The sequence below is a fragment of the Micromonospora eburnea genome, from assembly GCF_900090225.1.
Taxonomy (GTDB): domain Bacteria; phylum Actinomycetota; class Actinomycetes; order Mycobacteriales; family Micromonosporaceae; genus Micromonospora; species Micromonospora eburnea.
Genome location: NZ_FMHY01000002.1, coordinates 897,567 through 921,605, shown reverse-complemented (window position 1 = coordinate 921,605; position 24,039 = coordinate 897,567). Strand labels below are relative to the sequence as shown.

Below are 24,039 nucleotides of genomic sequence, written 5' to 3'. Positions count from 1 at the left end.
GAGTGGATCAAAGGGCCGGTACGCGAACGGGCCCCGGCCGTCGGCCGGGGCCCGTCGTCGCTGGGTGCGGCGGGGTCAGTTGCCCCCGTTGGGTGCGCCGTGGCACCGCTTGTACTTGCGGCCGGAGCCGCACGGGCAGGGCGCGTTGCGGGACGGGCCCTCACCGGCGTTCACCTGGCCGGGCGCGGCCCGGCGGGCAGTGCTGGCCGCGACCGCCTGGCCGTTCATCCCGGCAGCCGCCGGGCGCCGGGGCTTGCCCGACGGCGACGGGGCGGCGGGGCGGGCCGTGCTGTCCGGGTTGCCGATGCCCAGGGCGGGTGCCTGGGCGTCGGCCCGCTCGATGGTGGGAGCGCCCCGCCCGGCCTCGCCGTCGATGGCCGGCGCGGAGTATTGCAGGCCCTGCTGCTGCGGCGCGCGGTTGAGGCCCTTGGCGCGGATCTCCACCGGCTTCTCCAGCAGCTGCACCTCCTCGGCCTCCGGCGCGGGCTCCTCGACCTGCACCTCCAGGTTGTAGAGGAAGCCGACCGTCTCCTCCTTGATGCCGTCCATCATGGTGGCGAACATGTCGAAGCCCTCGCGCTGGTACTCGATGACCGGGTCGCGCTGGGCGTACGCCCGCAGGCTGATGCCCTCCTGGAGGTAGTCCATCTCGTAGAGGTGCTCGCGCCACTTGCGGTCGATCACCTGGAGCAGGACCATCCGCTCAAGCTGGCGTACCGCTTCCTCGCCGAGCTGCTCCTCGCGCCGATCGTACGCGGCGTGCGCGTTCTCCTTGAGGCGGGAGAGCAGGAAGTCCTGGTCGATGCCGGCCCGGGAGCCCACCTCCTCCTCCAGCTCCTCGACGGTGATGCCCACCGGGTAGAGCTGCTTGAGGCTGGACCAGAGCTGGTCGAGGTCCCAGTCCTCGGCGTAGCCCTCGCTGGTGGCACCGATGACGTACGCGGTAACCACGTCGTCGATCATGTTGCGGACCTGCTCGGAGAGGTCCTCGCCGTTGAGCACCCGGAGGCGCTCGGCGTAGATCACCTGGCGCTGCTTGTTCATCACCTCGTCGTACTTGAGGACGTTCTTCCGGATCTCGGCGTTCTGGCCCTCGATCTGGGCCTGCGCGCTCTTGATCTGGCGGGTGACCATCTTCGACTCGATGGGCACGTCCTCGGGGATGTTGAAGCGCTCCATCACGGCCTCGACCGCACCGGCCCGGAAGCGCCGCATCAGCTCGTCCTGGAGCGAGAGGTAGAAGCGGGACTCGCCCGGGTCACCCTGCCGGCCGGCACGACCGCGGAGCTGGTTGTCGATCCGGCGGGACTCGTGCCGCTCGGTGCCCAGCACGTAGAGGCCACCGGCGGCGGCCACCTCCTCGGCCTCGGCGTCGCAGGCCTGCTTCCACGTGGGCAGGACCTCCTCCATCGCCTTGGCGTACTCCTCCGGCTGCTCGACCGGGTCGAGGCCGCGCTGGCGCAGCTCGTTGGCGGCGAGGAACTCGGCGTTGCCGCCGAGCAGGATGTCCGTACCACGGCCGGCCATGTTGGTGGCGACGGTGACCGCGCCCTTGCGCCCGGCCTGGGCGACGATCTCCGCCTCCTTGGCGTGGAACTTCGCGTTCAGCACGGAGTGCGGGATGCCGCGGCGGCGCAGCAACTGGGAGAGGATCTCGGAATTCTCCACCGAGACGGTGCCGACCAGCACCGGCTGGCCCTGCTCGTGCCGCTCGGCGATGTCCTCGACCACGGCGTTGAACTTGGCCTTCTCGGTCTTGTAGATGACGTCCGGACGGTCGAGGCGGACCATCGGCCGGTGCGTCGGGATGGTCACCACGCCGACCTTGTAGACCTTGTTGAACTCGCCCGCCTCGGTCTGGGCGGTACCGGTCATGCCGGACAGCTTGTCGTAGAGGCGGAAGTAGTTCTGGAGGGTGATGGTGGCCAGGGTCTGGTTCTCCTGCTTGATCTCCACCCCCTCCTTGGCCTCGATCGCCTGGTGCATGCCCTCGTTGTAGCGGCGGCCGTGCAGGATGCGACCGGTGAACTCGTCGACGATCAGGACCTCGCCCTCGTTGACGATGTAGTCCTTGTCGCGCTTGTAGAGCTCCTTGGCCTTGATCGCGTTGTTGAGGTAGCCGACCAGTGGGGTGTTGACCGACTCGTAGAGGTTGTCGATGCCGAGCCGGTCCTCGACCTTGGCCACGCCGCGCTCGGTGATGGCGATGGTGCGCTTGGAGTGGTCGACCTCGTAGTCGCCCTCGCCGTCGGTGCCGGGCTGGAGGCGGGCCACCACGGCCGCGAACTCCTGGTACCAGCGGGCGGAGTGCTCGGCCGGGCCGGAGATGATCAGCGGGGTCCGGGCCTCGTCGATGAGGATCGAGTCCACCTCGTCGACCACGGCGAAGAAGTGCCCGCGCTGGACCAGCTCGTCCCGCGACCAGGCCATGTTGTCGCGCAGGTAGTCGAAGCCGAACTCGTTGTTGGTGCCGTAGGTGATGTCGCACTCGTACGCGGCCCGGTGCTCGCTGGCCGGCCGGTTGGGCAGCACCACGCCCACGGTGAGGCCGAGGAACTCGTGCACCCGGCCCATCCAGGCGGCGTCGCGCTCGGCCAGGTAGTCGTTCACCGTGACCACGTGCACGCCCTTGCCGGCGAGCGCGTTGAGGTAGACCGGCATGACCGAGGTCAGGGTCTTGCCCTCACCGGTCTTCATCTCGGCGATGTTGCCGAAGTGCAGCGCCGCGCCGCCCATCACCTGGACGTCGTAGGGCCGCTGGCCGAGCACCCGCGAGGCGGCCTCCCGGCACACCGCGAACGCCTCGGGCAGCAGGTCGTCGAGGGTCTCCCCGTCGGCGAGCCGCTCCTTGAACTGGTCGGTCATGCCGCGCAGCTCGTCGTCGGTGAGGTTGACGTAGTCGTCCTCGATCGAGTTGACGGCGGCGGCGATGGCCTTCAGCCGACGCACCATGCGACCCTCGCCGGCGCGAAGGACCTTTTCCAGAATCGACACGGATCAACGCTCCCCTAGACGGTCTCGAACCATCGTAGGCGCTCCATCGCGGTGTTGGTCAGTGGTGGCGGCGGTCCGGACCGATGAACCCGACATAACGCCCCGCTGGCGCACCGGCGGACGGTAAATCGGGTTACGCCCAGCGCGAACGATCCGGCACGATGACTCGGGTGGAGCCCGTAGAGATCCTCGAGGACGGTCTGCTGCTGCGCCCCTGGCGGGCGGAGGACGCCGACGCGGTTCACCGCGCCTGCCAGGACCCGGACATCCAGCGCTGGACCACCGTACCCCGCCCATACCTGCCCGAGCACGCCCGCGACTTCGTCGCCGTGAGCAGCCCCACGGCCTGGGCCGACGGGAGCGGGGCGGAGTTCGCGGTCTGCGACGCCGCGACCGGCGAGCTGTTGGCCTCCTGCGGCCTGGTCTCGATCGACCGGAGCCTGGGCAGCGCGGAGGTCGGCTACTGGACCGCGCCGTGGGCACGGGGGCGGGGCGTCGCGGTCCGGGCCACCCGGGCGGTCGCCCGCTGGGCCTTCGACGTTGCCAAGTTGCGTCGCGTGATCTGGCAGGCCGAGATCGGCAACCACGCCTCCCGGCTGGTCGCGCTCCGCGCCGGCTTCCGGATCGAGGGCGAGCTGCGGCTCGCCCAGCCGGCGGCCGGCGGGCGCCGGGAGGGCTGGCTCGGCTCACTGCTCCCCGGCGAGGTGCCCGAACCCGGCGCACCCGGTCCCGCCGGCCCGGACACCCTGGCGGCCCGTCGGGCCGCCGTGTTCGGCCGCCCGCAGCCCCTCCTGTTCGCCACCGCCGGCGCCACCGAGCTACGGCTACGCCCGCTGGAGGAACGCGACCTGGACGCGGTCGTGGCCACCTGTCAGGACGAGCAGACCGTGCGCTGGACCAGCGTCCCGCACCCCTACCAGCGAGAGCACGCCGACGGCTACCTGCACGACGTCGCCGAGGCGACCTGGGCCCGGGGCACCGGCGCCAACTACGCCATCGCCGACGCTGAGGACCAGTACGCGGGCTCCATCGACCTGCGGATCTCCCCCGCCGACCCGCTCGTCGCCGACGTCGGCTTCATGGCCGCCCCGTACGCCCGAGGCCGGGGCTACCTGCCGGCCGCGCTGGCCGCGCTCTGCGCCTGGGGGTTCACCACGCTCGGCCTGGCCCGGATCGAGTGGCGGGCCAACGTGGGCAACACGGCCTCCCGCCGGGTCGCCGAGAAGGCGGGCTTCACCTTCGAAGGCACCGCCCGAAGTGGCATCCAACAGCGGAGCGAGCGGCCGGACGTGTGGGTGGCCGCGCTGCTCCCGCAGGACCTGGCGTGACGCCGGAGACGATCGAGGCGTACGGGGTGCGGCTGCGCGCCTGGGTACGCCTCGCCGTCGACCCGCCCGGTCCGGCCGCCCGGCCGCTGCCCGACCTGCCGGACGGTCGGCTCACCGACGGCGTGGTGGCCCTGCGCCGGATCGCCCCCGGCGACGCGGACGCGCTGCACCGGCTGCACACGCTGCCCGAGGTGGTGGCGAACCGGGTGCCGCCGGTGCCACCGAGCCCGGAGTCGATCGAGCGGCGCTGCCGTCTGGCCGAGAGCCACTGGCTGGCCGGCCGCTCGGCCGACCTCGTGATCCTGGACGCGTCGTCCGGCACGACGGCCGGGGGCTGTGCACTGGTGTACGACGAGCCGGCCACCGGCCAGGCCATGCTCGGCTGCAGCATGCTGCCCGAGGCGCGTGGCCGGGGGTTGACCACCCGGGCGGTGCGGCTCGTCGCCGACTGGGCGTTCGGCATCGGCCTGGCCCGGCTCTGGGCCGGCACCCGCGCCGAGAACGTCGCCGCCCAACGGGTGCTGGAGCGGATCGGCTTTCGGTGTGAAGGGCTGCTGCGCGGCCGGCTCCCCGGCCCGGACGGCACCCGCACCGACTCCGTCCTCTTCGGCCTGCTCGCCTCCGACCTGCGGGAATAGGAAAGGGGCCCCGCTTACGCGGGGCCCCTGCTGCTCGTGGTCAGAAAGTGGTGTCGAGCGAGATGATCCCGTAGTCGTAGGCGTGGCGGCGGTAGACCACGCTCGGGCGGCCGGACTCCTTGTCCTGGAACAGATAGAAGTCGTGGCCGACCAGCTCCATCTGGAACAGCGCGTCGTCGACGGTCATCGGCTCCGCCGGGTGCACCTTCTCCCGTGCGATGTGCCACGGCTGGTCGTCGTCGTACGCCTCGTGGCCGTCCTCGTCCGGTCGGTCGGCGGCGATGGTGGGCTCGTCGGGCCGGTCGGCGACCGCGGTGGCCGTCCGCGCGCCGTTCAGCGTGGCCAGCCCCGGACCGTCGAGGTCGACGACCGGCAGGCCCGCGGTGGCGGCGGCGACGGAGAGCGGCGCGTGCCGCCCCCGGTGCACCCGACGCCGGTCGGCCGCCCGGCGGAACCGGGTGTCCAGCTTGGCGATGGCCGCGTCCAGCGCGCTGTAGAAATCACTCGTGCAGGCCTCGGCCCGGATCACCGGGCCCCGTGACACGCAGGTGATCTCCACCCGCTGGCAGTGATCGGCCTGGCGCGGATTGCGCTCGTGGAACAACTCGACGTCCACGCGAATGAGCTTATGGTCGTAGCGTTCGATCTTCGCGAGCTTGTCTGCGACGTGCACCCGGTAATGGTCCGGCACCTCGACGTTACGGCCCTTGACCACGATGTCCACGTGACCTCCCTTGTTCGGACGGTCGTTGATCCGGTCCGGCCGACCCGCCACTGGGAGCATCCCGCTCGGCGTCGACCGGTTGGTGCGGCTACGCCTCCTTCCCACGCCGGGAGTGGCTGGAGAGGCTCCTACCCCCGACATGAGAACGCTAACTCCTGTTCCCCCAGTAGTCACCCCTCGTTGTCGAGACTGCCCTCGAATTCCCTCAGCTCGTACACCAAGGGGTGAAACGGAAACACGAAGCGTCACCGAAAGGGCCGCTTTTGCGTTGCGGCGAGCAGCGCCGCGGCCTTTGGCGTCATTCCCACTGAGCGCAAGATCCGGCTCACCGCCGCGAGCGTCGCCCCGGTGGTGACGATGTCGTCGAGCAGCACCACCGGACCGGCCACCGGCGCACCACCGGACCGGCGCAGCCGGAACGCCGCCTCGGCCGCGGCGGCCCGCCCGGCGCTGTCCAACACGACCGAGTCCGGCCGGGGCAGCGCCCGCAGCGGCTGGAGCACGCGTACCGGCCAGCCCGCCGCCCGCAACCGGGCCGCCGCGTGGCGGGTCAACCGGCCCAGATGGTCGCCGTAGCGGGCCCGCGCCGCCCGCGCGGTGTCCGGCACCGGCACCAGGGTCACCGGCCGCGCCGGTCCCACCGCCGCGGCCACCACCTCGGCGAGCAGCGCACCCAGCGGCCGGGCCAGCCCGTGCCGACCCCGCTCCTTGTACGCCAGCAGCCCCTCCCGCAGCGCGCCCGCGTACGGGCCGAGCGCGACGCAGGGCGGCAGGTCGGGCGGGGCCGGATCGGGGCGGGTCGGCGCGGGATGCAGCGCCGCCAACTCACCGACGCAGCGTGGACAGAAGCCCCGGGTCAGGCCCGGGACCCGGTCGGCGCAACCGGCGCACCCGGCCGGCAGCACCAGATCCGTCAGATCGGACCAGAGTCCGTCCAGGCCCCGCATCGGCACCTCAGTAGAGGAAGAACGGGGCGGTGGGGTTGGGTGCCCGGGCGCCCGGCGACGCCGAGGACGCCGGCAGGTCCAGCACCTGCTCCCGCTTGATGATCTCGAACGGGTTGTTCCGGAAGGCCGCCTTGTTCGTCTCGTACATGAAGGGGGGCAGCGCGCCGGTCGAGCCGCCCGCGTACGCGGCCAGCTGGGTCACCTCGGCGCCGATCTGCCGCTTCAGCGCGGTCTCCAGCCCCCCGTCCACGGTGGTCTGGTAGATCGCCGGGCGGCCCGCCTCGTTGCCGGCGAAGACCAGCTCGTTCGCGGCGGACCAGTCGACGGCGGTGATCCCGGTGAGCCGGGTCACCAGCCGACGGGGCTGGTTCACCTCGACCGCGTTCCCGTCGACGCTCACCGCCGCCACGTAGAGGCTGCCATCGATGATCAGCGCGATCCGGTGCCCGTCGAACGAGCTGGCGACCGCGGTGACCCTGCCCGGGACCGGGAGCGGGGTCTGGGTCATCCCGGCCATGCCGTCGAACCGGTAGAGCTTGCCGTCCGCCACCACCAGACCGGTCGGATGATCCTGGTCCAGGGAACGGAGCCAGGTCGGGCGGTCGATCGAGCCGAACCACCTCTCGCTGCCGTTGAACAGGGTGACCGGAGCCGGGTTGGTGCCGACCATGAGCCGCTGCCGCCGGTCCGGCCGGGTGACCACCAGCGCCGCGAGCACCTCGTCGCCGGCGCGGTTGAGCGCCGCCGACACCACGCCCTTGTTGGCCTCCTCCGACAGCGGGACCGGGCCGGACGACTCGCCGGCGACGGAGATCGGGTGGATCACGCCGTCGTAGACGCAGAACCGCTCGGGAGCGCCCGAGGGCGGGTACAGCGGAAAGGTGTCCCGCGCCTGCTTGAGGTCGACGGTGTGCCGGTTCTGGTTCTGGATTTTGAGCTGGAGCTCGCCGGTGAACTCCTGCAACGACCACGCGAGCTGGGTGGCGAGCCGGGACAGCCGGAAGTCGGTCGCATTGGGCATGGTCAGGTTGACCTCCCAGTGGTTGTCCGCGCCGGTGGCGTTGTTGATCAGCGCGGTGCGGGCGGGCAGCCGGGACACCCCCGACGCGAGCCAGTCGGGTGGGCCGCCAGCGAGCCACTTGACCACCTCGGTCACCCGGCGCTCGTCGGGCACCGTGGACGGCAGGTAGCGCTGGTCGGGCACCAGCCGGCTCTGGTCGGAGTTCCAGAAGTAGACGGTGTGCGTGCCGTAGTAGTTGCGCAGGGCGGTGTCGCTGAGCAGCAACACGTTCGGCAGGTCGGTGATGTAGAGCCCGGTGCTGCCGGCGTCGGCCGGGCGGAGCCGGAACACGTACTTGGTATCGCTCAGCGTCGGCGGTGCCAGGGTGCCGTCGGGGCGCAGCACCCCGACCTGCTGCACCGACACCGTGACCACGCTGATGGGGTCGTTGCTCTCCGGGCTGACCACCGGCTCATCCCGCAACCGGACCACGGTCAGCTCGACCTCGCTGCTCTGCTGTTTCTCCCGCAGCTGGTTCTGCGACTCCGGCGCGATGAACTTCTTGGCCCGGGCGTACGCCTGCTCGCGCTCGCCGGCAGCGGCGGAGAGGTAGTTGCGGATGAACTGGGCGGGATCGCTGCTGGCCGCCTGGGAGGGCGGCTCGGCGCTGTAGCCGTTGCGCACGCCGGCCTCGGCCGCCGGCTTCGGGCGGCCGTCCACCTGCACCTCGGTCTCGCTGGGAATGCCGCAGCCGGCCAGCCCGGCGGGCAGGATCGCACCGGCCAACAGCGCCGCCAGCACCCCACGCCTCACCGCGCCACCTCTCCTCGCGACCGCGGGGCTCGCAAACCCGGCTCACTCCTCGCGCTCACGGTGCCCACCCATGCTCGCGACTGCGGGGCTCGCAAGCCCGGCTCACTCCTCGCGCTCACGGTGCCCACCCATGCTCGCGACTGCGGGGCTCGCAAACCCGGCTCACTCCTCGCGCTCACGGTGCCCACCCATGCTCGCGACCGCGGGGCTCGCAAACCCGGCTCACTCCTCGCGCTCACGGTGCCACCTCCTTCCGGCCGGCGTCCTCGGCCGGCCCGATGGCCAGCGCCCCCGCCGTGCTCGGCCCGATGGCCAACGCCCCCGCGGTGCCCGGCCCGATGGCCAACAGCCCCCCGTCCCGAGGGCCACCGAACGGCAGCGGGGCGTCGGACGGCACCAGCCGCAACGGCGAGGTCGTCAGCCGGTCGCCGGCCCGCGCCGGCAGCGTCAGCCGGAACTGGGCACCCTGCCCGGGAGCGCCCCACGCCTCCAGCCACCCGCCGTGCAGCCGGGCGTCCTCCACGCTGATCGAGAGGCCGAGGCCCGTGCCGCCGGTCTGCCGGGCGCGGGACGGGTCGGCCCGCCAGAACCGGTTGAACACCAGCTTCTCCTCGCCCGGCTTGAGTCCCACACCGTGGTCCCGGACGGTGATCGCCACCGCGTTCTGGTCCATCCCCAGCGTGATCCGCACCGGTTTGCCCTCGCCGTGCTCGACCGCGTTGCCGACCAGGTTGCGCAGCACCCGCTCGACCCGGCGCGGGTCCACCTCGGCGATCACCGGCGTGTCCGGTACGTCCAGCTCGATGGCCACCCCCACCCGCTCGGCCAGCCCGGCCAGCCGCTCGGTCACCCGGTGCACCACCGGCACCAGGTCGGTCGGCTCGGCGTCCAGCATCGCGAAGCCGGCGTCGAAGCGGCTGATCTCCAGCAGGTCGGTGAGCAGCTCCTCGAACCGGTCCAGCTCGGCCTGGAGCAGCTCGGCGCTGCGGGCCACCGCCGGGTCGAAGCCGTCGCGCTCGGCGAAGATCAGGTCGGCGGCCATCCGGACCGTGGTCAGCGGCGTACGCAGCTCGTGCGAGACGTCCGAGGTAAACCGGCGCTGCAACCGCGACATCTCCTCCAGCCGGAGGATCTGCCGTTGCAGGTTGGTCGCCATCTGGTTGAACGAGGCGGCCAACAGGGCCAGATCGTCCTCGCCGTTGACCACCATCCGCTGGTCGAGCAACCCGGCGGAGAGCCGCTGGGCGGTCCGGGCGGCCACCCGTACCGGGGTCACCACCAGCCGGGTGACCAGGGCGGCGAGCAGGCCGAGCAGGAGGACCAGGGCGGTGCCGGTGGCGACCACGGTGGCCCGGGCGTCGGCTGCGGTGGCGTCCTGCCGGGCCAGCGGTACGAGGTAGTAGAGCTCCAGCTGCCCGAACTGGGTCGGCACCGGCGAGCCGTAGACGAGGTACTTGGTGCGTTGGTCGCCGAGGACCCCGGTACGGATCTGGTGGGCCACGTTGCCGGCGGCGACGGAGGCCCGCAGCTCCGGTCCGATCAGCGGGCGCAGCTCGACCTCCGGGGAGGTACGCGGCGAGATGACCCCGTTGGTGTTGTCCCCGATGATCGCGACCACCACGCCGCTGCTCTGCGTCGGGTCACCGCCGGCCAGGTAGTTCACCGTGCCGTCGATGGTGTCCCGGAGCTGGGCGTCCTCGGCCCGGCTGTAGAGGTTGAACTGCTTCGAGGCGTAGTCACTGCCGTTCTGCAGCCGCTGCAGGACGTCGGTCTCGGCGTTCTCCAACAGGATGCCGGTGATCTTGTCGGCGATCAGGTAGGCGAAGCCGCCCACCAGCAGGCTGGACGCCACCAGCGTGATGGTCACCACACGAAGCTGGAGCGACCGCCGCCAGGCCCCGTGCAGGCCGGAGACCAGCCCGGCCGCCCAACCGGTGAGGGCACGCCACAACGCCCGCGCCATGCGCAGCCAGCGCGACGCGGTGGTCGGCGAGTCGGGGGGCGGGGAGGTCACCACAGTGACCACCAGGCTATCCGGTGCCCGCCTTGTAGCCCACGCCGCGCACGGTGAGGATGATTTCGGGTCGCTCCGGATCCGGCTCGATCTTGGCGCGCAGCCGCTGCACGTGCACGTTCACCAGGCGGGTGTCGGCGGCGTGCCGGTAGCCCCAGACCTGCTCCAGCAGCACCTCGCGGGTGAAGACCTGACGCGGCTTGCGGGCGAGCGCGACCAGCAGGTCGAACTCCAGCGGGGTCAGCTTCACCTCCTCGCCGTCCCGGCTGACCGTGTGCGCCGGCACGTCGATCGAGATCTGGTTGCCGGGCGGGCCGATGGTGAGCAGCTCGGGTGCCACGTCCTCGCCCCGGCGCAGCCGGGCCCGCATCCGGGCCACCAGCTCCTTGGGCTTGAACGGCTTCACCACGTAGTCGTCGGCCCCGGACTCCAACCCGAGCACCACGTCGACGGTGTCGCTCTTGGCGGTCAGCATGACGATCGGCACGCCGGACTCGCCCCGGATCGCCCGGGCCACGTCGATTCCACTCATACCGGGCAGCATCAGGTCGAGCAGGACGATGTCGGGCCGGCTCTCGCGGAACGCGGCCAGCGCCCGTTCCCCGTCCGCGACGAAGGAGGGCACGAAGCCCTCGCTGCGCAGCACGATGCCGAGCATCTCGGCGAGGGCAGGGTCGTCGTCGACCACCAGTACCCGAGCTCTCATGGGGTTTATCGTTCCATCCCCGTTCGGTTCGAAGGGTTCGGCATCATCACGGCACGGTACTGCGACCCGCGGCCACGCACCACAGCTGACAGGCCAGGACCTTCCGCGTGGCGTGCCACGGCGGACAGGTCCACCGGAGCAGGACCGGCCGTGCAACCATGATCCCTCGGGCACCTCGTGCCCGCCACCACCGCTCGTCCGCCAGGAGTACGCGTGCCCGACGTCGGCCCGACCGCAGTGCTCCCGCGCCGCCCGCTGACGGTGGGCGAGCTGCTGGACTCGGCCGTCCTGCTGCTTCGCGGCCAGGCCCGGCTGCTGATCCCGCTCGCGGTCCTGCTGTCCCTCGGCGAGCAGCTGCTGCTGCACCCGCTGCGGCTGCTGGCCGACGCCCGAGCGCCCGCGTGGTGGCTCGACCCCGACAAGATCGGCTGGTACTGGCTGCTGCTGGCGGTCGGCGCCGGCACCGAGGCGCTGATCATCGCCCTGCTGGGCAACCCGGCCGCCCGGGGCGCGGCGGCGGCGCTGCTCGGCCGCCGGGCCGAGCCGGGCGAGCTGCTGCGCCCGGCCGGGGCCCGGTGGGGCGCCACCCTGCTGATCGCGGTCGCGGTCGGGCTCACCGTGTGTCTCGCCGGGGTGGCCGGGCCGGCCTGGTTCGCCGCGTACGGGCTGCTCGGCGCCGTCGTCCCGGTGCTGGTGGTGGACCGGGTCCCGGCGTACCGGGCACCCTGGCGCGCGCTCACGCTCGCGGTACGCGCCGGTGGGCGGTTCGCCGGCATCCGGCTCCTCGGCTATCTCGGCTGGTGGCTGATCCGGCTCGGCATCGGCCTCGGCGCCTACTACGGTCTCGCGCTGCTCGGCCTTTTCGACGTCTCCGCCTGGGCGCTGCCGGTCGCCACGGTCACCTGGGCCGGGGTGAACGCGCTCGCGTACCCGGCGCTGGCCTGCCTCGACGCGGTGCTGCACCTGGAGACCCGGATGCGCACCGAGGGGCTGGACATCCGGCTCTCCCGGGCCCCGGCCGGGATCCCGGAGCCCGCCCTGCTGGCGGTGCGGCGGTGAGCCGTTGGTGGACCGAGGCGGTCGCCGCGATCGGGGACGTCGTACCGCTGCCGCTGGCTGCCCTGCTCGTCCTACTCGCCGCGCTGCTGGCCGCCCTGGCCTGGTATTTCTTCCCGGCCTGGGTGCCCACCCGGCTGCCCCGGCCACACCTGCCCCGGCTGCGCCTCCCTCGGCTCCGGCTCCCCCGGCTGCGGCTGCCGAGGCTGCGGCTGCCCCGACTGCGGCGACGCCGGCCGGCGCCCCGGTCGGCGGACGACGCGCCGCCGGTGCCCGCGCCCCGCGCGGCCGAGCCGGTGGCCACCGCGTCCGGCAGCCACGCCGACCGGCTCGCCGCCGAGGGCCGGTACGCCGAGGCGGTCCGGGAACGGCTCCGCGGCATGGTCCGCGAACTGGTCGACCGGCGGGTCGTCGAGATCCGGCCCGGAATGACCGTCACCGAACTGACCGCGGCGGCGGCCCACGCCCGACCCCGGGTGCACCCCACCCTGCACGCCGCCGCCACGATCTTCTCCGACCTCTGGTACGCCCAACGACCGGCCACCCGGGAGCACGACCACCGGATGCGCGACCTCGCCACCGACCTGCACCGCGAGCTGACCGGGGAGGGTGAGCACAGGTGACCGCCACCCTCGACCCGCCCCGCCCGGTGGCTCCGACCTCCGCCCGACGCCGTCGGCACCGGCTGCTGGTCCCGCTCGGGCTGGCCGTGGTGCTGATCGTGGCCACCCTGGTCTTCCACGCCATCGACCAGCCCGACGCCACCGACCGGGGCTTCCTCTCTCCGGCCGCCACCGGCGACGACGGCGGCAGCAAACTGGCCGAGGCGCTACGCGAACAGGGCGTGACCGTACGCCGCGAGACCGACACCCGGCAGGCGCTGCGCGCCGCCCAGGCCGGCCCGACGACGTTCTTCGTACCGGCCCCGGAGCTGGTGCACCCGAGCACCGTCGCCGCCCTGGCCGACCTGCCGACCGGCAGCCGGCTGGTGCTGGTCGACCCGTCCCGGTGGGCGCTCGCGGGGCTGGACGTGCCGCTGGCGTCGACCGAACGCCGGTGGGCCACCCGGGCCACCACCCCGGACGCCGACGGCCGCCGCTGCCCCCTCGCGGAAGCCGACCGCGCCGGCACCGCCGCCGCCGACCGGCAGCGCTACGCGGCCCAGGGCAGCGCGACCGTCGACCGCTGCTACTCCGGAGGGCTGGTCCGGCTGCCCCGGGCTGTCGAAGTGGTGGTGATCGGGGCCAGCGACCCGTTCCGCAACGACCGGATCGACGAGTGGGGCAACCGCGCCCTCGCCACCGGCCTGCTCGGCGGCGATCGCCGGTTGGTCTGGCTCGACCTGCCCGGCCCGGACCCCGCACCCGACGGGCCGGGCCGGGCATCCGGCCAGGAGGGCGACGGCCGGCCGACCCGTCCGTCCCAGCGCCCGGACGACCGGGCGGAGCGCCCGCAGCAGCAGGACAACCCGCTCTGGGACGCCTTCCCGACCTGGTTCTGGGCCCTGCTGGCCCAGCTCGCGCTGGCCGGGCTGCTGGTGGTGCTCTGGCGGGCCCGCCGGCTCGGCCCGCCCGTGCCGGAGCCGCTGCCGGTGACCGTCCGCTCCGCCGAGACGGTGCTCGGTCGGGCCCGCCTCTACCGGCGGGCCGGCGCCCGAGGGCCCGCCGCCGAGACCCTGCGCGCCGCCGCGCTGGCCCGGCTACGGCCCCGGCTCAACCTGCCGCCCGACACACCGCCCGCCGAGGTGGCCGTCCGGGTCGCCGAGTACGCCGGCGACGACGTCGAGCGGGTGGCGGAGCTGCTGCACGGCGCCCCGCCGACCACCGACCAGGAACTGCTGGAACTGGCCCACGGCCTGGACGCCCTGACCCGTACCCTCGTCCACCCGACCGAAGGAGATCCCCGGTGACCGGACCCGTCTTCGCCGCCGCGCCGGCCGTCGCGCAGCCCGACGCCCGCGCCGCCCTGCACCGGCTGCGGGCCGAGGTGGCCAAGGCCGTCGTCGGGCAGGACGCCGTCGTCACCGGCCTGGTGATCGCGCTGCTCTGCCGCGGGCACGTGCTGCTGGAGGGCGTGCCCGGGGTGGCCAAGACCCTGCTGATCCGGACCGTGGCCACCGCGCTCGACCTGCGATCCAAGCGGGTCCAGTTCACCCCCGACCTGATGCCCGGCGACGTCACCGGGTCACTGATCTTCGACCCGCGCACCGCCGCGTTCACCTTCCGGGAAGGGCCGGTCTTCACCAACCTGCTCCTCGCCGACGAGATCAACCGGACGCCCCCCAAGACCCAGTCGGCGCTGCTGGAGGTGATGGAGGAGCGGCAGGTCTCCGTCGACGGCGAGCGCCGCCCGCTGCCCGAGCCGTTCATCGTCGCCGCCACCCAGAACCCGGTCGAGTACGAGGGCACGTACCCGCTGCCCGAGGCGCAACTCGACCGGTTCCTGCTCAAGCTGACCGTACCGCTGCCCAACCGCGACGAGGAACTGGGCGTGCTCCGCGCGCACCACGCCGGCTTCGACCCGCGCGACCTGCACGCCGCCGGCGTACGCCCGGTGGCCACCGCCGCCGACCTGGCCGCGGCCCGGGAGGCCGTCCACGGGGTGCACGTCGCCGAGCCGCTGCTCGGCTACATCGTGGACCTGTGCCGGGCCACCCGGGCCGCCCCGGCCCTGGAACTGGGTGCCTCGCCGCGCGGCGCCACCGCGCTGCTCAGCGCCGCCAAGGCGTGGTCCTGGCTGGCCGGACGGGACCATGTCACGCCGGACGACGTGAAGGCGGTGGCCCGGCCCACCCTGCGGCACCGGCTCCGGCTGCGCCCCGAGGTCGAACTGGAGGGCGTGAGCGTCGACTCGGTACTGGACGCGGTGCTGGCCACCGTGCCGACGCCGCGATGACCTGGCGGGCGGCGCTGCTGCTCGCCGCGGGCGCGGCCACCCTGCCGGCCTGGCCGGCGCCGTTTCTCGGCGTCGCCGTGATGACCGGTGCGGTGCTGCTCCTCGTCGCCCTCGACTGGGCCCTCGCGGCGCCACTGCACGCGCTCACCGCCACCCGCACCGGCGACCGGACGGTCCGGCTCGGCGGCACCGCCACGGTCACCCTGCACCTGGCCAACGCCTCCGGCCGTACGCTGCACGCCCAGGTACGCGACGCCTGGGTGCCCTCGGCGGGGGCCCGGCCGGACGTACCCCCGGGACAGCTGCTGACGGTCGAGCCCGGCGGCACGGCCGAGCTGCCGGTCCGCCTCACCCCGGCCCGGCGCGGCGACCGGCCCGCGGCGGCGCTCACCGTACGTTCCCTCGGCCCGCTGCGGCTGGCGTTCCGGCAACGCGCCGGCCGACCCGGCACGCCACCGTGGACGCTGCGCGTGCTGCCCCGCTTCGACTCCCGGCGGCACCTGCCCGAGAAGCTGGCGAAACTGCGGATCATCGACGGCGTCCAGGTGACCCGGGGACGCGGTCAGGGCACCGAGTTCGACACCCTGCGCGAGTACGTGATCGGCGACGACGTGCGCTCGATCGACTGGCGGGCCAGCGCCCGCCACTCGGACGTGCTGGTACGCACCTGGCGGCCGGAACGGGACCGGCGGCTGGTCTGCGTGCTGGACACCGGCCGCACCTCCGCCGTACGCGTCGGCGACGAGCCCCGGCTGGACACCGCGATCGACGCGGCGCTGCTGCTCACCGCGCTCGCCGCCCGGGCCGGCGACCGGGTCGACCTGCTCGCCGCCGACAGCACGGTGCGAGCGGCGGTGACCGGCAGCGGCCGGCCCGCCCTGCTCACCCGCCTGGTGGACGCGCTCGCCCCGCTCCAGCCGGCGCTGGTGGAGACCGACTTCGAGCTGATCGCCGGTGAGGTGCTGCGCCGAGAGCGGCGGCGCAGCCTGGTGGTGCTCTTCACCGCCCTGGAGGCGGGCCCGCTCGGTGAGGGCCTGCTCCCGGTGCTGCCCCGACTGGCCGCCCGGCACCGGGTGGTGATCGCGGCGACCCACGACCCGGTGCTCACCGGGCTCACCGCCGCCAAACCGGCCGGACCGGACGACGCGTACGCCGCCGCGTCGGCCTGGCGGGCGCTGGCCGAGCGGGACCGGGTCCGGGCCGCCCTGTCCCGGCACGGCGTGACCGTGGTGGACGCTCCCGCCGACCGCCTCGCCCCGGCGATCGCCGACACCTACCTGCGCCTCAAGTCCCTCGGCCAACTCTGACCCGGCCTGGAGGGGAGTCCGCGGCGGGCGGCGCGGGGGCGGGACGGGCGGCGCGGCGGCCGAGGAGCAGGGCGTACGACAGGAAAGCCAGCCAGACCGTGGCGCCGACGGCGACGCGGACGGCGACCGGCACCGGCGCCGGGGTAACGAACGCCTCCAGCAGCGCGGAGACCGCGAACAGCCCGACCAGTCCGGCGGCGACCACGATCGCCGACCGGCCCGCCTCGGCGACCGCCCGCCCCCGGCTGAGCTGGGCCGGCGGCGCGATCCACGCCCACGCGGTACGCAGCCCGACCCCGGCCGCCACGAAGATCCCGGTCAGTTCGAGCAGCCCGTGCGGAGTGATCAGGCCGAAGAAGACATCGCCCCGGCCGTACGAGATCATCACGCCGCCGACCACGCCGACGTTCAGCGCGTTCTGCCACAGCAGCCAGAACACCGGCACCACCAGCACCCCGGACGCCAGGCACTGCGCGGCGAGCCAGGCGTTGTGCGTCCACAGGTGGAAGGCGAAGGTCGGCGCGGAGAACTCAGTGTAGTAGCCGGCGAAGCCCGAGTCCACGAGTTCCTTGGCGGTGTCCTCGCCGACGAACGCGGCGGCGGTGTCCGGGTGGCCGGCGACGAACCACATGAGAAAGAAGCTCAGCGCGGTGAATCCGGTGGCCACCGCGCACCACCAGGGCCACGCCCGGTAGAGCGCGGCCGGCAGGTCGGCGAGGAGGAAGCGACCCACCGCGGCCCAGGACGGCCGGGGCCGTCCGGTGATCCGGGCCCGAGCCGCGAGCACCAGTTGGGACAGGCGGTTGACCAGCACCGGATCGGGTGAGCGGCTACGCAGCGCGCTGAGGTGGGTGGCGGCCCGCTGATAGAGGGCCACCAGCTCGTCGACCTCGGCCGCGTCGAGCCGGCGTCGGCCGGTCAACTGCTCCAGCCGCCGCCACTCGGCGCCGTGCGCCGCCACGTACGCGTCGAGATCCACTCCGCCTCCCCCGTCCGGCGCCAATAGTGTTCACTGTCCGAGTGCGCGCGCAACCTCCCCCACCCTCCGGATGGGCCGACGCCGGTCTGGTCAGCGGCGAGGCGGTCGAGCTGGACGTCCGCGCCGCCCGCCTGGGCTCCCGGGTGCTCGCCCTGCTGATCGACCTGGTGGCCCAGCTGGTGGCGGCGGTGCTGCTCGGGATCGGGTTGTCGCTGGCGCTGCTCAGCCTCGGCGATGTCGTGGACGGCGCCCTGTTCGGCGCGTCGCAGACCGTGCTGGTGATCGTCGTGCTGATCGGCTACCCGGTGCTGATGGAACGGTTCGCCGGGGGCCGGACGCTGGGCAAGCTGGCCGTGGGGCTGCGGGTGGTCCGAGCCGACGGCGGGCCGGTCGGGGTCGGCCAGTCGCTCACCCGGGCCCTGGTGGGCGTCGCGGTGGAGTGGCCGGGGCTGGTGCTGCCGCTGCTGAGCTGGGCGGCGAGCGTGACGGTGATGCTGACCGACCCGCGCGGGCGGCGACTGGGCGACCTGGTGGCGGGCACCCTTGTGGTGCACACCCGGGGCGCGGGGACCTGGCGACCCGCCCCGTCGCCCGTACCACCGCTGTTCGGCTGGGCGGGGACGCTCGACCTGACCCGACTGGACGACGGGTTGGCGCTGGCCGTCCGGCAGTACCTCGGCCGGGTGCACCAGCTCGCCGAGCCGGACCGGACCCGGCTGGCCCGGGAGCTGTGGGCCGAGGTCGCGGCGGTCACCTCGCCGCCACCGCCCTGGGCCGCGCCGGAGTCGGCGTACCTGGCCGCCGTACTGGCCGAGCGGGGCCGGCGGGCGGCGTACCGGCTGGGACGCAGCCGGGCGGCCACCGCGACGCTCTGGCCGGAGCTGGTCCCACCGCCCGTCGTGGTCCCGCCGCCGCTCGCCCCGGTGCCGCTCGCTCGGCCGGCACCGCTCGCCGCACCGGCCGCGGCCGCGTTGCGGCCCGCCGTGCCCACCCAGCCCGAGCCGGTACGCGGACCGGAAGCCCGCCAGGACCCTGCTCGCTCCGGCAAGTAGGGGCGCGTTCACAGCGACCGCGAGACCACTCGATCCAGGATCGAATGTGATCTTGCGAGTGGTGGCCGAACCAGGGCTGAGCTGATCAGGAGAAGAGCGCGCGGCCCCACCAGTCGGCAGCGTCGCGGACGCCCGGCGGGCAGGCGAACAGCCCGCTGGAGACGTGCCGCAGGTACTCGTTCATCGCGTCGTGCCGGGCGAGCCGGGTCTGGATCGGCACGAACTGCTTACGCGGGTCACGCTGGTAGGCGATGAAGAAGAGCCCGGCGTCGAGCCGCCCCAGCCCGTCCGAGCCGTCGACGAAGTTGTAGCCGCGACGTAGCAGGTGCGCGCCGCCGTTCTGGTTGGGGTGGGCGAGCCGAACGTGCGCGGCCTCGGCGATGACCGGCTGGCCGTCGTCGCCCTTGGCGGCGAAGTCCGGCTCGTCGAACTCGCGGGTCTTGCCGAGCGGTGCGCCGCTGCCCTTGGTCCGGCCGACGATCTGCTCCTGCTCGGCGAGGGAACTGCGGTCCCAGGTCTCGATCTGCATCCGGATCTTGCGGGTGACCAGGTACGACCCGCCGGTCATCCAGTCCGGCCCGTCCCCGGGCTGGGCCCAGAGCTGTTCCCGGAGCAGGCTGGCGTCCTCGGCCTTCAGGTTGGCGGTGCCGTCCTTGAAGCCGAACAGGTTACGCGGCGTGGCCTGGTCCCGCGACGTCGACGACGTACGCCCGAAGCCGAGCTGCGACCAGCGGACGCTGACCACGCCCATGCCGATGCGGGCCAGGTTACGGATGGCGTGCACCGCCACCTGCGGGTCGTTGGCGCAGGCCTGGATGCAGATGTCGCCGCCGGAGATCTCCGGCTTGAGCGCGTCGCCGGCGAAGTGCGGCAGGTCGGCCAGCGCGGCGGGACGCCGGTCGGCGATGCCGAACCGGTCCGCGCCCTGGGCGTCGCGGAACAGCGTCGGGCCGAAGCCGACGGTGATGGTGAGCTGCGACGGGGGCAGCCCGAGCGCCTCGCCGGTGTCGTCCGGCGGGGCCTCCGGCATGCCGCCGACCGCGCCGATCAGCCCGGCGTCCTTGCCGGCGGTCATCCGGGCCGCCGCGGCGGTCCACTCCTGCAACAGCGCGACCAGCTTCGCCCGGTCCTTGGTGATCACGTCGAACGCGACGAAGTGCAGCCGGTCCTGGGCCGCAGTGGTGATGCCGGCCTGGTGCTCACCGTGGAACGGCACCGCCCCGGCGGCCGTGTCGCTGGCCGCCGCGTGGTCACCGCCACGGGCCAGCGCGCCCGCGCCACCCGCCACCCCGGCCACACCGGCCACTCCGACCCCGGCCAGGGTGATCGCCCGCCGCCGGGACAGGGTGGCCCCTCGCGGCGCCTCGGCGGGTGCCGCCTGGGTGTGCTGCTCGCTGCGCTCGCTCATGCCGCCTCCTCCCTACGGTCGGCGTCGCCACGAGCCACAACGGCTCTGATGGTTCGCTCGCTGCGCTCGCTCACGCCGCCACCTCCACCGGCCGTCACCGGGCGACGACCGCGGCCACCTTGCTGACCGGTTCGGCCAGCGCGTTGATGCTGTCCGAGAGTTCCTTCAGCTCGGCCGCGCTGAGCTGGGTGTGCAGCTTCCAGCCGTCGCCGACCCGGTGCTTGCCGAGGGCCTTCTCGACGTTGGCGAACTCGGTGTCGAGCTGGGAGATCAGCTCGGGCGAGCGCTGCTCCAGCGCCGGGCGCAGCGCGGCGATGGCCGCCTTGGCGCCCTCCAGGTTGGCGCTGAAATCCCAGAGGTCGGTGTGCGAGTAACGCTCCTCCTCGCCGGTGATCTTGCCGCTGGCGACCTCGTCGAGGAGCCCCTTGGCGCCGTTGGCGAGCTGGAGCGGGGTGAGCTTCTCCGCGTTGGCCTTCTCCACCAGGGCCTTGACGTCGGTGACCAGCTGATCGGCGATCGGGCCGTCCTTGCTGATGTCGCCGGTCGTCCAGAGGTCCTTCTCAAGCCGGTGGTAGCCGGTCCACTCCATGCCCTCCTCGATGACCTCTTCCCGGCCGTCGATCTTCGGGTCGAGGTCGCCGAAGCTCTCCGCCACCGGCTCGATCCGCTCGAAGTAGGTGCGGGCCACCGGGTACAGCGCCTTGGCCTTCGCCACGTCGCCGGCCTTGACCGCGGCCGCGAACTCCTCGGTCTTGGCCAGCAGCGCGGTGGTCTGGCTCTGCACGTACCGCTGGTAGTCGGCGGTGGCCTGGCTCAACGCGGCGTCGGGCGCGACGGAGGCGGCGGTGCCGCTGACCTTCAGCGCACCCCGGATGCCCCGGCCACTCATCCCGGGCTTGCAGGCCGTCTCGTACGTGCCGGCGGCCAGTTCGACGCGCAGCTCGCGGCTCAGCCCGGGGGCGATGTTCTCCACCTCGCCCATCACCCGGTCACCGGCGGCGTAGACGTAGAACTCGTTGACCTTGGACCCGGAGTTGGTGATCGAGAAGGTCACCTGACCGGCCTCCACCTCGGTCGTGCCGACCTCGCAGGCGGTGTCGGTGGCCTTGACCACGATCGGCCCGCCGGCCTTCGCGTCCTTCTTGTCGCCGCTGCAGCCGGCCAGGCCGGCGACGGCGAGCACCCCGGCTGCGGCGGGCGCGACGAGTCGACTGGTACGCATCGGTGCTGTGTCTCCTCTGGGCAGGTGAGCGGGGCGGTCAGGCGCGCTGGGGGGTGGGTGCGGGAACGTCGGTCGCGGCCGGCTTGGCCGGGGCAGCCGGCCGGCCCGGCTTGCGCAGGAAGAGCACCATCACCGGCACCGCGTACGCCACCCAGGCGACCATCTCGAGCACGCTCGGCGTGGGGGTGATGTTGAACATGCCGCTCAGCAGGGTCGCGTACCAGGTGTTCGGGTCGAGCACCGAGGAGATGTCGAAGGCGTGGGTGTTCAGGCCGGGCACCACATCGGCCTCCTGGAAGTCGTGCACGCCGTACTTGAAGATGCCGGCGGCGACCAGGATCAGCAGCGCGCCGGTCCAGGTGAAGAACTTGCCCAGGTTGAGCCGGAGGGCGCTGCGGTAGAGCAGGAAGCCGATCACCACGGAGGTGGCGATGCCGCCGATCAGCGCGAGCAGCGGTCCACGGCCCGTGCCACCGGCCGCGCTCTCGGCGGCGGAGTAGAAGATCAGCGCGGTCTCAAGGCCTTCCCGGATGACCGCGAGGAAGGCCATCCCGGTCACCGCGAACGCGCCGACGGCGAGCGCCTCGCTGAGCTTGCCCCGCAGCTCACCGGCGATGCTCCGGGCGGCCTTGCGCATCCAGAAAATCATGAAGGTGACGAACACCACGGCGGCGACGGAGGTGACGGCGTCGAAGAGTTCACGCTGCTTCGAGGTGTTGAGCAGCGTGGTCGAGGTGTACTCGATCAGCCAGCCGAAGAACACCGACAGCGCCACGGCCAGACCGACCCCGAGCCACACGTGCGGCAGCCGGTTGCGGCGATCCGACTTGACCAGGAACGCGACCAGGATGCTGACCACCAGGGTCGCTTCCAGGCCCTCCCGCAGGCCGATCAGGTACGTGGCGAACATCGGTACTCCGTCGTCGGTTAGGCACGCCTCAGTTAACTTAGGGCAGCCATACCTTCCTCCTGATCGGGGATCGCGTCAAGTCGTTCACGACAACGTCACCCGGTCCGCGCGTCAGCCTCTCCCGCAGGTGGCGGGGGCACCAGGGCCGTTCGGCCCGACCCGATCACGGGAGCCGGCGCGCAGCGCCGGAGGAGGCGGGTGTCCGCGTACGCGAAGGGGACCGGGACGGCCGCGCGGCGGCCAACCCCGGTCCCCTCCGGGCGTGGCTCAGTACCGGTAGTGCTCCGGCTTGAACGGGCCCTCCTGCGGCACGCCGAGGTAGGCGGCCTGCTCCTTGCTGAGGGTGCTCAGCTTGGCGCCGAGGGCGTCCAGGTGCAGCCGGGCGACCTTCTCGTCCAGGTGCTTGGGGAGCACGTACACGCCGACCGGGTACTCGTCGGTCTTGGTGTAGAGCTCGATCTGGGCGATGGTCTGGTTGGCGAACGAGTTGGACATCACGAAGCTCGGGTGGCCGGTGGCGTTGCCCAGGTTCAGCAGGCGGCCCTCGGAGAGCACGATGATGGCGTGCCCGTCGTCGAACTTCCAGAGGTCGACCTGCGGCTTGATGTTCTCCCGGGTGACGTCCGAGCGCTTCGCCAGGCCGGCCATGTCGATCTCGTTGTCGAAGTGGCCGATGTTGCCGACGATGGCCTGGTGCTTCATCCGGGCCATGTGCTCGTTGGTGATGACGTTGAAGCAGCCGGTGGCGGTGACGAAGATGTCCGCCTGCTCGACCACGTCGTCCAGGGTGGCGACCTGGTAGCCGTCCATCGCCGCCTGGAGCGCGCAGATCGGGTCGACCTCGGTCACCACGACCCGGGCACCCTGGCCGCGCAGCGACTCGGCGCAGCCCTTGCCCACGTCGCCGTAGCCGAGCACGACGGCCATCTTGCCGCCGATCAGCACGTCCGTGGCCCGGTTGATGCCGTCGATGAGCGAGTGGCGGCAGCCGTACTTGTTGTCGAACTTGCTCTTGGTCACCGAGTCGTTGACGTTGATGGCCGGGAAGAGCAGGGTGCCGTTGCGGTGCATCTCGTAGAGCCGGTGCACGCCGGTGGTGGTCTCCTCGGTGACGCCCTTGATGCCGGCGGCGATCCGGGTCCAGCGCTGGCCGTCCTCGGCGAGCGAGCGGTGCAGCAGCTCGAGGATGACGGCGTATTCCTCGGAGTCGGCGGACTCGACCGGCGGCACGACGCCGGCCTTCTCGAACTCGGCGCCCTTGTGGACCAGCAGGGTGGCGTCACCGCCGTCGTCGAGGATCATGTTCGGGCCCTGCCCGTCCGGCCAGGTGAGCACCTGCTCGGTGCACCACCAGTACTCCGGGAGGCTTTCGCCCTTCCAGGCGTAGACCGGGACGCCGGCCGGGGCCTCGGGGGTGCCGTCCGGGCCGACGACGATCGCGGCGGCGGCGTGGTCCTGGGTGGAGAAGATGTTGCAGGACGCCCAACGGACCTGCGCGCCGAGCGCCACCAGGGTCTCGATGAGGACCGCGGTCTGGATGGTCATGTGCAGCGAGCCGGTGATGCGGGCGCCGGCGAGCGGCTGGGCGTCGGCGAACTCGCGTCGGATCGCCATCAGTCCGGGCATCTCGTGCTCGGCGAGCCGGATCTCCTTGCGCCCGAACTCGGCGAGCGACAGATCCGCCACCTTGTAGTCGCCCTCGGCGAGGGTGCTCGGCCGGGCTCCGGATGACGCGCCGCTGGGGGCCGCCGGGAGGGTGCTGGTCATGGAAGCTCCTGTCGAACGAAGTACTGCGCAGCCTTTCACCTTACGCGCGTGGCCGCCTTCACCCGTGCCCGGTTGTCCGAGGATGTCCGAACCGATCGCCGGAAAGCGCACGGGGCGGTCGGTCGTGAACGGACTCTCCGCCCACGGCCCGGCCGCCCCGTGCATCCCCCCGGTTTGGTTCCCCGCGCGTTACCGAGACCTTCGTCGCGACAACGCTGCGCATCCACAGACTCACACCGGGCAGCCCAGGCGTCAACCGATTCCGGAAAAGTCGGACTC

The 24,039-nt window shown here is 72.9% G+C and carries 19 protein-coding genes; 8 read left to right on the top strand and 11 right to left on the bottom strand.

What is annotated here, in order from left to right; all coding sequences use genetic code 11:
- Positions 1-75 precede the first annotated feature (75 nt).
- Positions 76-2,994 (bottom strand): preprotein translocase subunit SecA, encoded by a 2,919-nt coding sequence (secA, locus tag GA0070604_RS04570; RefSeq protein WP_091114666.1) that lies wholly within the window; start codon positions 2,992-2,994, stop codon positions 76-78.
- A 161-nt stretch (positions 2,995-3,155) separates the two neighbouring features.
- On the opposite strand from secA, the gene GA0070604_RS31620 reads away from it, so the two are divergent.
- Positions 3,156-4,322 (top strand): GNAT family N-acetyltransferase, encoded by a 1,167-nt coding sequence (locus GA0070604_RS31620; RefSeq protein WP_244161741.1) that lies wholly within the window; start codon positions 3,156-3,158, stop codon positions 4,320-4,322.
- The gene (locus GA0070604_RS31615) at positions 4,319-4,960 is read left to right on the top strand and encodes a GNAT family N-acetyltransferase (protein WP_167363394.1); all 642 of its coding nucleotides are present in this window, start codon (positions 4,319-4,321) and stop codon (positions 4,958-4,960) included. The genes GA0070604_RS31620 and GA0070604_RS31615 overlap by 4 nt, the downstream gene beginning before the upstream one ends.
- Before the next feature lie 40 nt (positions 4,961-5,000).
- Here GA0070604_RS31615 and hpf read toward each other — a convergent pair whose 3' ends face one another.
- The 5 genes from hpf to mtrA form a co-directional block, all read right to left on the bottom strand.
- Entirely contained in the window at positions 5,001-5,684 is a 684-nt protein-coding gene (hpf, locus tag GA0070604_RS04560; RefSeq protein WP_091126901.1) for a ribosome hibernation-promoting factor, HPF/YfiA family, read from the bottom strand.
- 245 nt (positions 5,685-5,929) lie between these two features.
- Positions 5,930-6,631 carry a ComF family protein gene (locus GA0070604_RS04555; protein WP_091114663.1) on the bottom strand — a complete coding sequence of 234 codons (702 nt, stop codon included), beginning with the start codon at positions 6,629-6,631 and terminating at the stop codon, positions 5,930-5,932.
- Between the two features lie 7 nt (positions 6,632-6,638).
- Positions 6,639-8,444 carry an LpqB family beta-propeller domain-containing protein gene (locus GA0070604_RS04550; RefSeq protein ID WP_091114660.1) on the bottom strand — a complete coding sequence of 602 codons (1,806 nt, stop codon included), beginning with the start codon at positions 8,442-8,444 and terminating at the stop codon, positions 6,639-6,641.
- Positions 8,445-8,679: 235 nt separating this feature from the next.
- On the bottom strand, positions 8,680-10,407 hold the full coding sequence (gene mtrB, locus GA0070604_RS04545; protein WP_091126900.1) for an MtrAB system histidine kinase MtrB: 1,728 nt from the start codon (positions 10,405-10,407) through the stop codon (positions 8,680-8,682).
- A gap of 67 nt (positions 10,408-10,474) precedes the next feature.
- Positions 10,475-11,164 (bottom strand): MtrAB system response regulator MtrA, encoded by a 690-nt coding sequence (gene mtrA, locus GA0070604_RS04540; protein ID WP_091114656.1) that lies wholly within the window; start codon positions 11,162-11,164, stop codon positions 10,475-10,477.
- A 213-nt stretch (positions 11,165-11,377) separates the two neighbouring features.
- On the opposite strand from mtrA, the gene GA0070604_RS04535 reads away from it, so the two are divergent.
- From GA0070604_RS04535 to GA0070604_RS04515, 5 genes are read left to right on the top strand one after another with little or no spacing between them, the layout of a single operon-like run.
- Positions 11,378-12,223 carry a hypothetical protein gene (locus GA0070604_RS04535; RefSeq protein WP_091114651.1) on the top strand — a complete coding sequence of 282 codons (846 nt, stop codon included), beginning with the start codon at positions 11,378-11,380 and terminating at the stop codon, positions 12,221-12,223.
- On the top strand, positions 12,220-12,843 hold the full coding sequence (locus tag GA0070604_RS04530) for a DUF4129 domain-containing protein (protein WP_091114648.1): 624 nt from the start codon (positions 12,220-12,222) through the stop codon (positions 12,841-12,843). The genes GA0070604_RS04535 and GA0070604_RS04530 overlap by 4 nt, the downstream gene beginning before the upstream one ends.
- Positions 12,840-14,129, top strand: coding sequence for a DUF4350 domain-containing protein (locus GA0070604_RS04525; RefSeq protein WP_091114645.1), 1,290 nt, complete (start codon positions 12,840-12,842; stop codon positions 14,127-14,129). The genes GA0070604_RS04530 and GA0070604_RS04525 overlap by 4 nt, the downstream gene beginning before the upstream one ends.
- On the top strand, positions 14,126-15,115 hold the full coding sequence (locus GA0070604_RS04520; protein ID WP_091114642.1) for an AAA family ATPase: 990 nt from the start codon (positions 14,126-14,128) through the stop codon (positions 15,113-15,115). The genes GA0070604_RS04525 and GA0070604_RS04520 overlap by 4 nt, the downstream gene beginning before the upstream one ends.
- Complete coding sequence (locus GA0070604_RS04515; RefSeq protein ID WP_091114638.1) at positions 15,112-16,422, top strand: DUF58 domain-containing protein; 1,311 nt, start codon at positions 15,112-15,114, stop codon at positions 16,420-16,422. The genes GA0070604_RS04520 and GA0070604_RS04515 overlap by 4 nt, the downstream gene beginning before the upstream one ends.
- On the opposite strand, the gene GA0070604_RS04510 is transcribed toward GA0070604_RS04515, so the two are convergent.
- A complete protein-coding gene (locus tag GA0070604_RS04510; RefSeq protein WP_091114634.1) occupies positions 16,400-17,401 on the bottom strand; it encodes a stage II sporulation protein M in 1,002 nt (333 codons plus the stop codon). The genes GA0070604_RS04515 and GA0070604_RS04510 overlap by 23 nt on opposite strands.
- Before the next feature lie 41 nt (positions 17,402-17,442).
- Between GA0070604_RS04510 and GA0070604_RS04505 the strand changes: the two genes are divergently transcribed.
- Positions 17,443-18,453: an RDD family protein gene (locus GA0070604_RS04505; RefSeq protein ID WP_244161740.1), complete on the top strand. Its 1,011-nt coding sequence runs from the start codon at positions 17,443-17,445 to the stop codon at positions 18,451-18,453.
- Positions 18,454-18,538: 85 nt separating this feature from the next.
- On the opposite strand, the gene efeB is transcribed toward GA0070604_RS04505, so the two are convergent.
- The 4 genes from efeB to ahcY all read right to left on the bottom strand — a co-directional run bounded on the left by efeB (position 18,539) and on the right by ahcY (position 23,760).
- Entirely contained in the window at positions 18,539-19,861 is a 1,323-nt protein-coding gene (efeB, locus tag GA0070604_RS04500) for an iron uptake transporter deferrochelatase/peroxidase subunit (protein ID WP_091114624.1), read from the bottom strand.
- Positions 19,862-19,955: 94 nt separating this feature from the next.
- Positions 19,956-21,083 (bottom strand): iron uptake system protein EfeO, encoded by a 1,128-nt coding sequence (efeO, locus tag GA0070604_RS04495; RefSeq protein ID WP_091114620.1) that lies wholly within the window; start codon positions 21,081-21,083, stop codon positions 19,956-19,958.
- A 37-nt stretch (positions 21,084-21,120) separates the two neighbouring features.
- Complete coding sequence (gene efeU / locus GA0070604_RS04490; RefSeq protein WP_091114617.1) at positions 21,121-21,993, bottom strand: iron uptake transporter permease EfeU; 873 nt, start codon at positions 21,991-21,993, stop codon at positions 21,121-21,123.
- A 267-nt stretch (positions 21,994-22,260) separates the two neighbouring features.
- Complete coding sequence (gene ahcY / locus GA0070604_RS04485) at positions 22,261-23,760, bottom strand: adenosylhomocysteinase (protein WP_091114613.1); 1,500 nt, start codon at positions 23,758-23,760, stop codon at positions 22,261-22,263.
- Between the last annotated feature and the right edge of the window lie 279 nt (positions 23,761-24,039).